This window comes from Clostridium sp. HCS.1, assembly GCF_047900555.1.
Taxonomy (GTDB): Bacteria; Bacillota; Clostridia; order Clostridiales; family Clostridiaceae; genus Clostridium.
Genome location: NZ_CP170704.1, coordinates 2,269,107 through 2,284,454, shown reverse-complemented (window position 1 = coordinate 2,284,454; position 15,348 = coordinate 2,269,107). Strand labels below are relative to the sequence as shown.

The window sequence follows — 15,348 nt, the reverse complement described above, 5'->3', positions numbered from 1 at the left end:
AAATATAGAGGCTGTTTAAACAGCCTCTAATTAAAAATATATCTTTTTATAAACTCTTTTAGGAGTTTATTTCTTAATTTTTAACTCTTCACTATTAATTCTTCACTTAAGGATTGTTTTATTCATAGCTTTCTTCATCATTAGCTTTTTTTAGAGTAAATTCAAATTTAACACCATCTTCAGTATTAAATAAAGAATAAGAACTCTCATGTAATTTTAAAATTCTCTTTACAATAGCAAGACCTAAACCATTGCTATTATTTGAAGAGTTTCTTACTTTATCTATTCTATAGAATTTGTTATATAAATTATCTATTTCCTCTTCGGGAATATAAGCACCTTTATTTTCAACAGAAATAGTAACAATTTCATCATCACTGTCTATATCTACAATAACTTTATTACCATTAGGTGTATACTTTAAAGCATTACTTAATAGATTAGTTATAACTTGTTCCAATTGAAAAACATCACCTAGAATATAACAATACTCTAAATTAGTATTAAATTCTAATATTATGTTTTTTGATTCAAATTCTAATTTAAAGCTTTTTATTATTTTTTGAATTAATCTTAAAATATTAAATCTTTCAATTATTAACTCTAAATTACCTGACTCTAATTTAGAAAGCTCTAGCATATTAGTAACTAACTTATTCATTTTATGAGATTCATCTATTATGGTTTCAAGATAAATTAAGGCATCTTTTCCAGTGGCTATACCATCCTTTAAGCCTTCAGCATATCCTTCGATAATTCCTATTGGAGTTTTTAAATCATGAGAAACACTTGCTACGAAATCTTTCCTCATTTCTTCAAGCTTACGCTCTTTTTCAATATCCTCTTCTAATTTTTTATTTTTATGTTTTAGATCTTCTAAAGCATTTTCTAAAGTAGAAGATAGAAAATTCAATGTGTTTGCAAGGTTTCCTATTTCATCATCAGAAGTTGTTTCTTCACATTTAACTGTAAAATCCATAGCTGACATTCTTTTAGCAACTTTATTTATGTTAACTAATGGCTTAGATATTAAATTTGCATAAACAGAAGAAAGAAAAATTCCAATTAAACTAAAGCCTAAAAATAAATAAAAATAAAATTCTCTTATTACATCAGTAGCTTCATTTATAGGTTGCATTGAGGATACTGTTACTATAATAGAATCATTTTTTTGATTTAAGGACATTGGAGTTAAAATGCCAATTTTTGTACTATTACTAAAAGCATTTTCAAAGACACTAGTTTGTGATTTTCCAGTTGTAAGAACCTTATTAATAAGGTATTTATCGTCTATTAATTCCTTACAGAAGGAGGTTAGTGTCTGAAAATCATCACTATTATTATAATTTAGCAGATATTTAAGGTTACCATCTGTAGAAAATATAGCGATTTTAGAATTTGTATTCTGTTCAAATCTAAATAAAGCTTCTGTTAGTCTATTTTGATCTGAAATATCATAAGAATACATATTACTGAACTTTATTGCTTCTTTAGTCATATCTTTAATTTTTTTATTTAAGTAAAAATCCTCAAAAAATAATCTTTGAAATAGCATACTAAATATTAAAACCATAAATATTAATCCAAAGGTTATAGAAAATAACTTTTTTGATAGACTAAATTTAATTTTTCGCTTCAAATCTGTATCCACTTCCTCTAACTGTAATAATATAACAAGCCTTTTCGCCAAGCTTTTCTCTTAATCTTTTTATATTAGTATCTACAGTTCTTAAATCCCCATAATAGTCTAATCCCCAAACATTATCTAATATGGTATCCCTTGATAGAGCTATTCCTTCGTTATCTGATAAATAGCATAAAAGTTCAAATTCCTTAGGAGAAAGATTAATAATTTCATCATTTATCTTAACTTCATGAGAAAGTTTATTTATAGTTAGTCCATCATATTCATTTAAACTTGAGAAGGTATCTTCAGAAGTTCTTTTCAGAAGAGCTTTTACCTTTGCAACTAACACCTTTGGAGAAAAGGGCTTAGTCATATAGTCATCGGCTCCCATTTCATAACCAAAAAGTTTATCCTCTTCTTGTCCCTTTGCAGTTAGCAAGATAACAGGAACTGCAGAAACCTTTCTTATAGTTTCTAAAACTGTTATTCCATCAACCTTAGGCATCATTATATCTAAAATAACTAAATCTATTTTGTTATTCATAAAGTAGTTTATTCCTTCATCCCCATCAGCAGCTTCTATAATAGCGAAGCCTTCTTTTAAAAAATAATCTCTAAGTAAAAATCTTATACGAGTTTCATCTTCAATTAATAAAATATTCTTTTTCATAAAAGCCCTCCTTTTTATTGTTACTATAATAATTATAAGTTCCAATAAAAATAAGGTAAAGTCTTATTACAAATAAATTAAATCAAAAAAGCTGTAATAATATAGATTATTACAGTAAACATAGATATAATAATATTGTTATATTTTTAAGATACTCATATTATATTTTTAAATAAGATAATGTGAGAGATGGGTGGGCTAGAATGTTTAAATTGAATTTTGATGTGAAAAAACATCTTTTAGATAATGGACTAGAAGTTGTAACTATAAAAAAAGATACTAAAATAACTTCTATAAATGTGGGAGTTAAGGTTGGATCTTTATATGAGAATATAAATGAAAAGGGAATTTCCCACTTTATTGAGCATATGCTATTTAAGGGCACTAAAGGTAGAACTTACGAGGAATTAAATGATGAGCTTGAGTTTTTAGGGGGAGAGTATAATGCCTATACTGATTATACTTCAACTGTTTATACTATAAGTTGTTTAGAAGAGGAATTAAATAATGCTATTGATATATTAGGAGATATGATAATTAATCCTGCTTTTGATAGTGATGAATTAGAAAAAGAAAGAGGAGTAATTCTTGCAGAAATGAGGGCTAGCAAGGATGATATAGAAGATTTAAGCTTTAAGAGAACAAATGAAGTAGCCTTTAAGAATAATCCCTTAAGATATGATGTTGCGGGGTTAGAAAAAAATGTTAAGACTTATAAGAGAGAGGATTTATTAGATTACTATAATAGATATTATTTACCTAATAATTCATTGATAACTATAGTATCTTCCTTAGAACATGAGGAAGCTTTTAAAAAAATTAAAGAAGTATTTTCTTCATGGAAAACTGGAGAAACAAAGGAAATAGTAATAAGCAAAGAAAATAATATTTCAAAATCAGTAACTACAATAAAAAAGAATATAGAACAAAATACTATAGTTTATTTATATACTTTTTATAACTTAAGTAAAGATTTAGAATTACCCCTTAGAATACTGAACCATAGACTAGGAGAAAGCTCTAATTCTTTATTATTTAGAGAAGTTAGAGAAAAAAGAGGACTTGCTTATGACATATATACTAGTATAGATATGACAAATAATGTTAAGACTTTATATATCTATACTTCTGTTGGAGAAGAAGACCTAGAAGCAGCTAAAAAAGCTATTGATGAAACTATAGCATCAGTTAAAAGTGGTGATTTAGAAATTGGAGAAAAGGATTTAGAGCTTATGAAAAAGGTTCATAAGACAGCAGTTATTTCTACTTTAGAAGACCCTTCAGAGCTTTGTAACTATATGTTACATCAAGGCTTAGACGGGGAAGATTTTTATGAGTTCCTAGAAGATATGAAGAGATTAAATAGTTTAGATATAAATAAGATTCATAAAGTGGCAGAAGCAGTCTTAAATAATCCAACAATTCATATACTTAAATCTAATTAATATGGAGAAATTTATGAATGTAATTACAAAAATTGAAGTACAAAAGAGAAACAAAGATAGATCTAATATATATATTGATAATGATTATGCATTTTCAGTAAGCAATGAGTTAGTTTATAAAGAAGGACTTAAAGTAAATGAAAAAATAGATATAGATAGAATTAACATCATTGCAAAGGAAGATAATTATTTGAAGTGTAAAACTACAGCTTTAAGGATAGTTGAAAGATCATATAAAAGTGAAAAAGAGTTAATAGATAAGCTTACTTTAAAAGGTTATGATAATGAAGCTATAGATAAAACTATGAATGTATTAAAAGAATACAATTTTATAAATGATGAAAATTATGTTAAAATGTACATTAAAGATAAAGTTAAGCTAGTTGGTAAGAAAAAGATTAAATACGATTTAGCTAAAAAAGGAATTAGCGATAAAATAATAGATAATGAAATTTATAATATTGATAGCGAAGATGAAAGAAATACAGCCTATGATTTAGCAATGAAAAAATACAATACTATAGATAAGAGAGAATCAGATAAATTTAAGCTATCACAAAAATTATACAGATTTTTATTGTCTAAGGGATATGGCTACGATATAGTTTCGGGTGTTGTAAAGGAAATTACAAAGGTAGACGATAACTAATATTTTAAAGGAGATGCATTAATGATTGCATATTTGCCACATATTATATGTGCCTTATTAATGATTTTTTCAATAAAAGATAGTATTCAAGGATCACTAGAAGATGAAAGCGCTAAATATTCACTAAATAGGTTAATATACTATTTTTCAATATTTATAACTTTTTTTCTTATGCTTTTAAATTTAGAAAAGATATATTTAATTATTTTGCAGTTTATTAGCAATAATCCTAATTTAATTATTTTTAATAATAATATTTTTAAAGCATTAATTTTAGGAATAGTTTTTCTTTTAATACAATCAATAATATATTGGATATTAAAGGCTTTAAATGAACCTCTAACAAAGGCATATAGTATATTATTAAGCAGAGGTAAGTTTAGGATAGTTTTATTTTCTACAATTTTTGGACTTCTAAAGGGTTTAGTAGTTATACTAATAATGTTTATGGGTATAATTGCATATAATACTACCTTTGGGAAAGAATTAAAAATAAACTTTTTCAATAGTATAAATGGCTATAGCAAGCTAGAAAGTATAGTTGCAGTAAACAAGCCTATTTTACCTTACAATGATTTTAAAGAATATTTACCTTCAAATGCTAATGTAATTATATACTATAATGGTGTTACTTTAGAAGAAGGAATAAAGTCATTGCCAGAGATAGATAATAAAGCAAAAGAAATAGTAAGCAATGCAAAAACAGATAGAGCAAAAGCACAAAGATTATATGCTTGGATTGGCTCTAATATAAGATATGATTATAATAAAGCTGAAAAGGCACTAAGTCCAGAAGGAGTTTCTAATAGTGGTTCAATTGAAGCTTGGAATAGTAGAAGTGGAATATGTTTTGATTATGCTTGCCTTTATGTTTCAATGTCTAGGGCAGTAGGATTAAAAACTAGAATAATTACAGGTGAGGCTTATGATGGTGAAAATTATGGACCTCATGCATGGAATCAAGTTTACTTAGAAGATGAAGGTAAATGGATTAATGTAGATCCAACTTTCTACTTATCAGGTAATTACTTTGATAGTGTCGATTTTCATAAGGATCACTTAAATTCAGAAATTGCTGGAGAATGGATGTAGTAAAAAAATTATATATAAATTTTAGAATTAAAGAAAAAGTCCTATTACCGAAAAAGGTTATAGGGCTTTTTTACTTTTAGAAAGTATTAACTTAATTGCTTTTTCACAATCTGTATCAGATGAATCTAAGGACCAAGCCATATTAAAATAAATTAAGGCCTTTTTAACATCTTCTTTCATTGCATAACAATAAGCTAAATTAAAATAATATTTACTTTCTTGTTGCATGGTTAAAGCTTTTTTTATCATTTCCATTGCTTTATCGAATTCTTTTAATTTTATAAAGCATACTCCACAATTATAATAAGAACATGCTATGTTTTCATTGTTTTCAATTGATAACTTATATAAATCTATAGCTTTTTCATAATCTTTAAGATTATAATATTTATTTCCTTCGTTGAATGATTGCATAGATACCTCCTGGATAGACTTTCTATTAATATAATTATTTCCTAATTAATTAATTATTATTCAATATATGAATTTTTAATATTCTGTGACAATAAATAATGTATACATAATTTACATAATACAATTCGACAAAGTTTTTCAAAAATTACTTTATTTTTTTACAGTTCTTTAATATAATGTACTTATGTTTTTTTAGAAAGGACAATATAGATCAGGAGAGATGGTATGTGTAAGAATAATCCTTATATTTTAGTATTAGGGGCATCAATAGTAGATATTATAGGTTTTAGTAGAAAGAAGTATTACCAAAGGGATTCAATACCTGGACAAATAAAGATTTCTTTAGGTGGAGTATGTAGAAACATTGCTGAAAATTTAGCAAGAGTTAATGTTAATACAGAGTTCATTTCTATTTTAGGTGGTGATGATCAAGGAAAGAATATATTAAATAACTCTATTAAGATAGGGTATAATATGAGCAATTCTTTGATTTTAGAAGATGAATATACTCCTACATACATGGCAGTTTTAAATGAAGATGGGGAAATGGAATCTGCTATAGTAGATATGGAGTGTTTAAATAAAATGGACTCCTCATTTATAGATTCAAAAGCAAGTATTATAGAAAATGCAGAATATGTTATTTTAGATGCTGATAATCCAGAACTTCTAGAATACATTTTAACTAAGTTTCAAGGAAAAACTAAATTTATTTTAGATCCTGTTTCTGCAACAAAAGCAAAAAAAGTAGAACATTTAATTAAATATTTTCATACTATAAAGCCAAATAGGTTAGAAACAGAACTTTTATGCGGATATAAAATAGAAAATGATGATGATTTAATTAAAGCTGCTAATTATTTTAGATCTTTAGGAGTAGAAAATGTATTTATTAGCTTAGATGCCGATGGAATATATTACAAAAACTCAACAGAAGAAGGAAAAATAAAAACTACTGCAGTTGAAGTTAAAAATGTAACAGGAGCTGGAGATTCATTTGTAGCAGGTGTTGGATATGGATATATGAATAATTTATCAATTAAAGATACTGTAAAATATGCCATTGCAATGTCTATAGTTACAATTACTCATGAAGAAACTATAAATCCAAGTATGAGTGAAGAGTTTATAAATGAGTTTATTAAAGATATGGAGTGGATTGAAGGCTAAGTACATAAAATACATTTCTTTTACATAAGCTAATGATACAAGCTTGGAGGTGAAAGAAATGAGTAAAAAGAGTAAAAATAGTCACAAAAAGAATATAAATCATAATCCACAAGTAGAAAGTGTAAAGGCAGCCTTTGGAGAACCGAAGGCTAAGGAACATAATCCAAAGGATTTTATAATTTAACATTATTGACAAAAATAATAATATATTATAAGATAGCTATACAAAATCATATATTAAAAGCAATGAGAAAGAGGAGTAAGGAATACTGTATATAAAGAGAATGAAGGTCACTGGCTGAAAGCCTTCTATATTAAAGTACCCTGAAGGTAGCTTTTGAGCATCTTTACTGAAACTAAGTAAGTAAAGGCGGCTGGTCTTAGTCGTTAATAAATAAAGAGCTTAATATATTTATTATATTAAGAATAAAGGTGGTACCGCGAGTCTTCGTCCTTTTATGACGAAGGCTCTTTTTATTTTATACAAATTTAATTGAAACTATCACTAGTTGATTAAATAAAGGAGGAAAATTATATGTCAGAAAAGAAAAACTTAGCGACAACTTATAGTCCCAAGGATTTTGAAGAAAGAATCTATAAAAATTGGGAAGAAAAAAAATATTTTACACCAATAATTGATAAAAGTAAGAAGCCTTTTTCAATAGTTATGCCACCACCAAATATAACTGGTAAGCTTCACTTAGGTCATGCTCTTGATAATACTCTTCAAGATATGCTTATAAGATTTAAGAGAATGCAAGGATATTGTACTTTATGGCTTCCAGGACAAGACCATGCTTCAATTGCTACTGAAGTAAAGGTTGAAAATGAGCTTTTAAAAGAAGGTTTAGTAAAAAAAGAAATGGGAAGAGAAGCTTTCCTAGAAAAAGTTTGGGAATGGGCAGATGAATATAGGGGTACTATAAGAAATCAGCTTAAGAAAATGGGAGTTTCTTGTGATTTCTCAAGAGAAGCTTTCACTATGGATGAAAACTTAAATAAAGCTGTTAGAACTGTTTTTGTTAAGTTATATAATGAGGGATTAATTTATCAAGGAAATAGAATAACAAACTGGTGTCCAAAGTGTACAACAGCACTTTCAGATGCAGAAATAGAATATGAAGAAAAAGAAGGTTTCTTCTGGCATATAAATTACCCATTAGCTGATGGAAGTGGATATTTAGAAATAGCAACTACAAGACCAGAAACATTACTTGGTGATACTGCAGTTGCTGTAAATCCAAATGATGATAGATTCAAAGCTTTAGTAGGAAAGATGATAAAGTTACCTTTAACAGATAGAGAAATTCCTATAGTTGCTGATGATTATGTTGATATGGAGTTTGGAACAGGTGCTGTTAAGATTACACCAGCTCATGACCCTAACGATTTCCAAGTTGGACTTAGACATAACTTGCCTCAAATTAGAGTTATGGATGACCATGGAATAATTAATGAACTTGGTGGAAAATATCAAGGCTTAGATAGATATGAAGCAAGAAAGCAAATGGTTAAAGATCTAGAAGACTTAGGCTTATTAGTAAAGGTTAAGCCTCATAATCATAATGTAGGTACTCATGATAGATGTGGTACTGTTATAGAGCCTATTATATCTAAACAATGGTATGTTAAGATGGAATCTTTAGCTAAACCAGCTATAGAAGCAGTAAGAAATAATGAAACTAAATTTGTTCCTGAAAGATTTGATAAGATTTACTTTAACTGGATGGAAAATATCCAAGACTGGTGTATTTCAAGACAATTATGGTGGGGACATAGAATTCCAGTTTGGTACTGTAATGATTGTAGAGAAATTATAGTTGAAGTTGATGCACCAGAAACTTGTCCTAAGTGTGGATCTAAACACTTACATCAAGATGAAGATGTTTTAGATACTTGGTTCTCATCAGCATTATGGCCTTTCTCAACTTTAGGTTGGCCAAATAAAACAGAGGATTTAGAATACTTCTATCCAACAAATGTTTTAGTTACTGGATATGATATTATTTTCTTCTGGGTTGCAAGAATGATATTCTCAGGAATACACAATATGGATAAGACTCCATTTGATACAGTTTTAATTCATGGTATTATAAGAGATTCAGAAGGAAGAAAAATGAGTAAATCTCTAGGTAATGGTGTGGATCCATTAGAAGTTATTGATGAATATGGTGCTGATGCCTTAAGATTTATGTTAGTTACAGGTAATGCACCAGGAAATGATATAAGATATATTCCAGAAAGAGTTGAAGCAGCTAGAAACTTTGCAAATAAAATGTGGAATGCTTCTAGATTTGTTATGATGAATCTTGATAAAGAAGTTATGGAAAAGTATGCTGATTGCAAGGAATATAGTTTAGCTGATAAATGGATTCTTTCAAGAATGAATACTTTAGTTAGTGAAGTAACTGAAAACATGGAAAAATATGAACTAGGAATTGCTCTTCAAAAAGTATATGACTTTATGTGGACTGAATTCTGTGACTGGTATATAGAATTAGTTAAGGGTGTATTATACAGTGAAGACGAAAAAGCAAAGGGAATAGTATATAATGTTTTAAATGAAGTATTACAAACAGGACTTAAGTTATTACATCCAGTAATGCCATTTATAACTGAAGAAATTTATACTACACTTACTGATGGAGATTCAATAGTTGTTTCAAATTGGCCAGAATACAATGAAGCTTTAAGAAATGAAAAAGCTGAGAAGGATATGGACTTTATAATTGAAGCAATTAAAGGCTTAAGAAATGTAAGAGCAGAAATGAATGTTCCACCATCAAGAAAGGCAAAGGTTATAGCTCATACTACAAGTGAAGCAAAAGAAGCCTTTGAAGCAGGAGTTAATTATATTGAAAAATTAGCATCTGCATCAGAAGTAGTATTTATAGCTGATAAAAATGAAGTTCCAGAAAATGCAGTTTCTTTAGTTGTTAAAGGTGGAGAATTATTTATGCCTTTACTTGACTTAGTAGATAAGGAAAAGGAACTTGAAAGATTAAATAAAGAAAAGAAAAAGCTAGAAGGTGAAGTAGAAAGAATTGATAAAAAGCTTTCTAACCAAGGTTTTGTAGCTAAAGCACCACAAGCGGTAATAGATGGGGAAAAAGAAAAGAGAGAAAAGTATCAAGAAATGCTAAATGCCGTTTTAGTTAGAATAGAAGCACTTAATTAATGAAAAATTAAAAATGAATAATGAAGAATTAAGGAAGTAATTTGTTCCAAATTACTGAGATTAGATTTATTAGAAAACTCCCGTTTTAAACTTGGCCCTGTCAAGTAGACAATAGGAAAAAGACTCTTTATGCGGCATGAGACTTATATTGAATAGGACTCATGCCATATTTTAGTTGTATTCGTTCATTGTTATAAAACCAAATATATTCATTGATTTCATTTATTATATTTTCCGCTCCTTGTGTTTTACTTAAGTATATTAATTCTGATTTTAAATGACCGAAGAATATTTCAATAGGAGCATTATCCCAACAGTTTCCACGACGAGACATGGACTGAGTAATACAATGCCTTTTTAAATCATCGCAATAAGCTTTTCTTGTATATTGAAATCCTTGATCTGTATGCAATATACATCCTTCTTTCAATTGTAGATCATATAGCTGCTCTAATGTATCATTAACTAGTTTTACATCATTTCGAGTACTCATGTTATAAGCAATAATTTGATTATTATATAAATCTTTTACTGCACTTAAATATAAAAATCGACGACTAGATTTATCTAGAGGAATATATGTTATATCCATGCATAACTTCGTTAACGGTCTAATTGCTGCAAAGTCTCTATTCAATATATTCTTCGCTACTGATGCAGGTTTAAACTTATGCTTATATACTTTTTTACGTATAACAGCTTTTATATTCATTTCATTCATTAGTCTATATACACGCTTATGATTGATTTCAATTCCTAATATATTATTAAGATAAATGCATATTCTCTTTCTTCCATAAGTTCCTCTGTATTTATTATGTATATCTAGTATATGGCTCTTAATTATTCTATCTTGGATATCCTTTTCTGTAACTATATCCTTACGTTTAAGCCACTTATAATAGGAGCTACGCGCTACTTTTGCCAATAGGCAAAGGCGAGAAATACAATATCGCTCTGATAATAAAAATATAATTTTGTAGATATTAATTCGCTTTATTCTTTTATCAGAGCTTGCAATTTTTTTAGGAATTCATTCTCCATTCTTAAATACTCAACTTCTTCTTCTATTGATGAAAATTTAGTTTTTGGTCGCCCTTTCCGTGAGCCATTAGCTTGAATTTTAGATTTTTTACCTCTATTTTCAATATCGAAAGCTTTATCACCTTCAGCTTGATATTTTTTTACCCAATCATAAACCCTCTTTTTTTCACTTAAACCTAATTCCTTTGCAATTGTATTTGCTCCTATATGTTTATTTAAATACATATCAACTGCTTTTAATTTAGTTTCTTTTGTATATTTTTTTTGAACCTTACTCATAAAAAATCCCCTCCATAGTAAACAAATATTTAACCTAATTATAAAGGTCTTTTTATATTTGTCTACCATAAGGGGATTATACTATTTAGGGAGTTTTTTACTTGAGTTTAGTTTTTTGTTTATAATAACTAATAAGGAGTTAGTATACTTTAATAGAATAATTCTTGATATTAAAATATTTGTAAGATAGTATTTGCTAAATTGCTATTTGGATTTTTATCAAGAACTTCTTCAGCTATTTTTATTGCATCGTAAGGCTTTAAAAATGGTTTTGGTAAGGTAGAAAAAATTAGAATCCATTCCTTATAGTCTATATTATCATCATATTTTAAAGCTTTTTCAATATGATAATAAGCTAATTCTTCATAAGCTAAAGGTGTTAAGACTATAAAGACATAATAGGACATTAAGTAATTAGCATAGGCTAACTCTTTGTAGGAATTTTTAGCTTCAAGAATATGTATTTTATTTATTAACCAAAAGTAAAAATTATTTCTTAAATAATAATCGCAGTTCTTTAATGTAACTAGTTTTTCTTCGTTTATTTCATAAATAGATATTTTATTTAAATCTAAGTCTAGAATTTCATTTAAATCATTCATCTTTAAGCTCCTTTGTTTACTTATGATAATTATAGTATAAAGGTTGACAAAGAAATTTAAAAGTGATAAAAATAGGTTAATTAATACTACATAATAAGAGAGTAGGTTGAATATGACAGGATGGATAATTTACAATGGAACATTAAATGTTCCAAAAATAAAAGAACTTGTAGATTCCTTAGTTAAGGATGCTAAGGAGCTAAATATAAATTTAGAAGCAATTAAAAATACAGAATTAATTCCTATGTACTCAAGTAAGGGAGAGGCTAAACTTATTCATATGAAAAGGGTAGAGGAACCAAGTTTTATTATTTTTTGGGATAAAGATGTATTACTTGCAAGGCATTTAGAAAAAATGGGTTATAGAGTTTTTAATTCTAGCACTGCTATTAAAAATTGTGATCATAAAGGACTTATGCATTTAATTCTTTCAAACAATAATATCAATATTCCTAGAACAATTTTATCTCCAATGATATTTGATTATTCTTTAAATAGTGAGGATTATTTAATTAACTGCTATGAAGCTTTAGGAGAAAGTGTAATAATTAAAGAATCTATGGGTTCCTTTGGAATGCAGGTTTACTTAATAAATAATAGGGAAGAATTTATTAATAAAGTTAAGGAATTAAATAAGAATAAAATAGACTTTATAATTCAAGAAAATATAAAAAGCAGCTTTGGAAGAGATATAAGAGTTAATATTATAGGAAATAAAGTTGTAGGAGCTATGCTTAGAGAATCAGAAACAGATTTTAGAGCTAATATCTCTCAAGGGGGTAAGGGTACCTTAGTAGAGTTAAATAAAGAACAAGAGGAAATTGCACTTAAGGCTCATAAGGCACTTGGACTTGATTTTTCAGGAGTGGATTTATTGTTTGGAGAAAATGATAAACCTTTGCTTTGTGAGGTAAATTCAAATTTAAATTTTTTAAGCTTTGAAAAAATATGGGGTAAAGGCTTTGGTAAAAAAATATTAGAATATATTTTAGGGGAAATTTTATGATTAATGGTATTTTAATTTACAATGAAAAAGATGTAGAGAAAAATAAAGCTTATATAAATTGGCTTATTGAAGAAGGAAGAAAAAGAAATCTTGATATAAAGCTTTTCTTAGATAAAAATATTGATTCTTTAAAATATAACTTTAAATTTGCAATAAATAGATCTAGAAATTTTAATATTACATACAAGTTAGAGGAAGAAGGAATTAAGGTTTATAATAATTATAAATTTTGTATTTTAGGCAATGATAAATTAATTGCTTATGATTATGTGGAAAGTCTAGGAGTAAAATATCCAAAGGTTTATAGAAGTTTAGATAATAGCTTTAAAGAAAAAAAAGTTATTGAAAAACCTAAAAATGGTCATGGTGGCTCTGGCATTAGAATAGTTGAAGATTATAAGAATTTAAATTTTAGTAAAAATGTTTATCAAGAATACATAGAGGATTATATTGGGGATATAAGATTTTATGTGGTAAACAATAGAATTGAACATGCAGTAATTAGAATTCCAAGAAAGGATAGTATTATATCTAACTTTACAAAAGGTGGAGAAGTACGAATTTATAATTATTCTAACAAAGAAGAAGAAATTATAAATAAAATATTAGAAAATATAAGAATAGATTTTGGCGGGATAGATTTTTTACTTTTAAAAAATGGAAATATTTTATTTAATGAATTTGAAGATGCTGTTGGCAGCAGAATGCTTAGTCATTTAGGAATAAATGATACAATGGATAAGTTTTTAAATCATATTTCAAAGGAAGTCAAAGGGATGGTATAAAAATGAAAGATTTAGATACATTAAAATATTTAGAAGAACTACGAGTACTAGGTTCAAATTATGGCCTTGAGCGTACAGAAAGATTATTAGAATTATTAGGTAATCCACATAAAAGCTTAAAGCTCATACATATAGCTGGTACCAATGGAAAAGGTTCAACATCTGCAATTTTAGGAAAAATATTAATGGAACATGGATATAAGATTGGTTATTTTAATTCTCCACATTTATATGAAATTGAAGAAACTATAAGAATAAATGAAGAAAATATAAAAGAAGAGGAATTTATAACCTTAATAAATGAAATAAAACCCTTTGTAAATCAAGTAGTTAAGGAAGGCTTTAATCATCCAAGTGAGTTTGAAGTTTTAACTTGCATAATGTTTTTATATTTATATAGACAAAAAGTAGACTTTGGAGTTATAGAAGTTGGGTTAGGAGGAAGGCTTGATTCAACAAATGTATTAACTCCAATTTTATCAGTTATTACTTCTATTGGTTTAGATCATATGAATATTTTAGGTAATACAATAGAAGAAATAGCTAGAGAAAAAGCAGGAATAATAAAAAGAGGAGTACCTATAATTACATGTAATCAAAAGGATGAAGCAATAAAAGCTATTACAGAAAAGTCTCTTAAAGAAAGCTCAAATTTAATAATAGTAAATCCTAATAATTATAAGCTCTTAGAAATTAATAAAAATGGTACTATAAATCAAAGAGTTTTAGTAAATATTAATGGTAAAGAAGAAATTATAAACTTATCTTTATTAGGAGAACATCAAATTATTAACTTATCTTTAGCTATTGAAGCAATAAAGGAATTAGATACATTAAATTATATTAATTTAGATATAAATAAATTAAAGATAGCTACTAAATCAGTAAAATGGAAGGGAAGATTAGAAATCTTAAAGGAAAATCCATATATTGTTGTTGATGGTGCTCATAATGTAGATGGAATTATATATCTAAAAAATAATATAGAGAAGTACTTTAAATATAATGATTTATATTTAATTTTAGGTATTTTAGCTGATAAAGAAGTGGAAAAAATGTTGGAAATAATTGCACCTATGGCTAAAGAAATTTATACAGTTACATCTAATTCAATTAGAGCTACTAGTGCAGAAAATTTAAAAAATGAAGTTTTAAAATATAATAAGAATACTTTAGCTTTTGAAGATTATGAAGAAGCAGCCAATTATGCAATAAAAAAAGCTAAGAAAGAGGATTTAGTACTAGCTTCTGGATCTTTATATATGATCGGGAAAATGAGGGAAATAATTAATGAAATAATAAATAATAATTATTAACAAGGATTAAGATAACTCTTTTTAAAAAGAGAATATGAGTATATAATAATATTTGAATAACAAAATATAAA

15 protein-coding genes and 1 other annotated feature are annotated in these 15,348 nt (G+C 27.1%); of the genes, 9 read left to right on the top strand and 6 right to left on the bottom strand.

All coding sequences use genetic code 11. The annotated features are described in order from the left end of the window. Window positions 1-118: 118 nt before the first annotated feature. A complete protein-coding gene (locus ACFYH6_RS10895; protein WP_416179979.1) occupies window positions 119-1,627 on the bottom strand; it encodes a sensor histidine kinase in 1,509 nt (502 codons plus the stop codon). Beyond that, window positions 1,623-2,297 carry a response regulator transcription factor gene (locus ACFYH6_RS10890; protein WP_316343097.1) on the bottom strand — a complete coding sequence of 225 codons (675 nt, stop codon included), beginning with the start codon at window positions 2,295-2,297 and terminating at the stop codon, window positions 1,623-1,625. Before ACFYH6_RS10890 ends, ACFYH6_RS10895 begins: the two co-directional genes overlap by 5 nt. Before the next feature lie 203 nt (window positions 2,298-2,500). On the opposite strand from ACFYH6_RS10890, the gene ACFYH6_RS10885 reads away from it, so the two are divergent. The 3 genes from ACFYH6_RS10885 to ACFYH6_RS10875 are packed head-to-tail and all read left to right on the top strand — an operon-like array spanning window position 2,501 to window position 5,483. Next, window positions 2,501-3,742, top strand: a complete 1,242-nt coding sequence (locus ACFYH6_RS10885; RefSeq protein ID WP_416179916.1) for a M16 family metallopeptidase — start codon at window positions 2,501-2,503, stop codon at window positions 3,740-3,742. Between the two features lie 13 nt (window positions 3,743-3,755). Continuing rightward, window positions 3,756-4,391, top strand: a complete 636-nt coding sequence (recX, locus tag ACFYH6_RS10880; RefSeq protein ID WP_416179915.1) for a recombination regulator RecX — start codon at window positions 3,756-3,758, stop codon at window positions 4,389-4,391. 21 nt (window positions 4,392-4,412) lie between these two features. Next, entirely contained in the window at window positions 4,413-5,483 is a 1,071-nt protein-coding gene (locus tag ACFYH6_RS10875; RefSeq protein ID WP_416179914.1) for a transglutaminase-like domain-containing protein, read from the top strand. A gap of 57 nt (window positions 5,484-5,540) precedes the next feature. Here the strand turns inward: ACFYH6_RS10875 and ACFYH6_RS10870 are convergent, their stop codons facing one another. Beyond that, complete coding sequence (locus ACFYH6_RS10870) at window positions 5,541-5,897, bottom strand: tetratricopeptide repeat protein (RefSeq protein ID WP_416179913.1); 357 nt, start codon at window positions 5,895-5,897, stop codon at window positions 5,541-5,543. A 225-nt stretch (window positions 5,898-6,122) separates the two neighbouring features. Here ACFYH6_RS10870 and ACFYH6_RS10865 point away from each other — a divergent pair, with 225 nt between their 5' ends. The 3 genes from ACFYH6_RS10865 to ACFYH6_RS10855 all read left to right on the top strand — a co-directional run bounded on the left by ACFYH6_RS10865 (window position 6,123) and on the right by ACFYH6_RS10855 (window position 10,245). Further along, a complete protein-coding gene (locus ACFYH6_RS10865; RefSeq protein ID WP_416179912.1) occupies window positions 6,123-7,067 on the top strand; it encodes a carbohydrate kinase family protein in 945 nt (314 codons plus the stop codon). 58 nt (window positions 7,068-7,125) lie between these two features. Then, window positions 7,126-7,251, top strand: coding sequence for a CPC_1213 family protein (locus tag ACFYH6_RS10860; protein WP_316343091.1), 126 nt, complete (start codon window positions 7,126-7,128; stop codon window positions 7,249-7,251). 53 nt (window positions 7,252-7,304) lie between these two features. Further along, window positions 7,305-7,526: a binding site (T-box leader), on the top strand. 76 nt (window positions 7,527-7,602) lie between these two features. After that, entirely contained in the window at window positions 7,603-10,245 is a 2,643-nt protein-coding gene (locus tag ACFYH6_RS10855; RefSeq protein WP_416179911.1) for a valine--tRNA ligase, read from the top strand. Between the two features lie 127 nt (window positions 10,246-10,372). Here ACFYH6_RS10855 and ACFYH6_RS10850 read toward each other — a convergent pair whose 3' ends face one another. The 3 genes from ACFYH6_RS10850 to ACFYH6_RS10840 all read right to left on the bottom strand — a co-directional run bounded on the left by ACFYH6_RS10850 (window position 10,373) and on the right by ACFYH6_RS10840 (window position 12,170). Then, window positions 10,373-11,230 carry an IS3 family transposase gene (locus ACFYH6_RS10850; RefSeq protein ID WP_416246479.1) on the bottom strand — a complete coding sequence of 286 codons (858 nt, stop codon included), beginning with the start codon at window positions 11,228-11,230 and terminating at the stop codon, window positions 10,373-10,375. A gap of 11 nt (window positions 11,231-11,241) precedes the next feature. Continuing rightward, window positions 11,242-11,568, bottom strand: a complete 327-nt coding sequence (locus ACFYH6_RS10845; protein WP_316345662.1) for a transposase — start codon at window positions 11,566-11,568, stop codon at window positions 11,242-11,244. 170 nt (window positions 11,569-11,738) lie between these two features. Next, entirely contained in the window at window positions 11,739-12,170 is a 432-nt protein-coding gene (locus ACFYH6_RS10840; RefSeq protein WP_416178620.1) for a hypothetical protein, read from the bottom strand. A 112-nt stretch (window positions 12,171-12,282) separates the two neighbouring features. Between ACFYH6_RS10840 and ACFYH6_RS10835 the strand changes: the two genes are divergently transcribed. From ACFYH6_RS10835 to ACFYH6_RS10825, 3 genes are read left to right on the top strand one after another with little or no spacing between them, the layout of a single operon-like run. Further along, window positions 12,283-13,176, top strand: a complete 894-nt coding sequence (locus ACFYH6_RS10835; protein WP_416178619.1) for an ATP-grasp domain-containing protein — start codon at window positions 12,283-12,285, stop codon at window positions 13,174-13,176. Next, the gene (locus ACFYH6_RS10830; RefSeq protein ID WP_416178618.1) at window positions 13,173-13,961 is read left to right on the top strand and encodes an ATP-grasp domain-containing protein; all 789 of its coding nucleotides are present in this window, start codon (window positions 13,173-13,175) and stop codon (window positions 13,959-13,961) included. Before ACFYH6_RS10835 ends, ACFYH6_RS10830 begins: the two co-directional genes overlap by 4 nt. Window positions 13,962-13,963: 2 nt before the next feature. Further along, window positions 13,964-15,277 (top strand): bifunctional folylpolyglutamate synthase/dihydrofolate synthase, encoded by a 1,314-nt coding sequence (locus tag ACFYH6_RS10825; protein WP_416178617.1) that lies wholly within the window; start codon window positions 13,964-13,966, stop codon window positions 15,275-15,277. The last annotated feature ends 71 nt before the right edge of the window (window positions 15,278-15,348 follow it).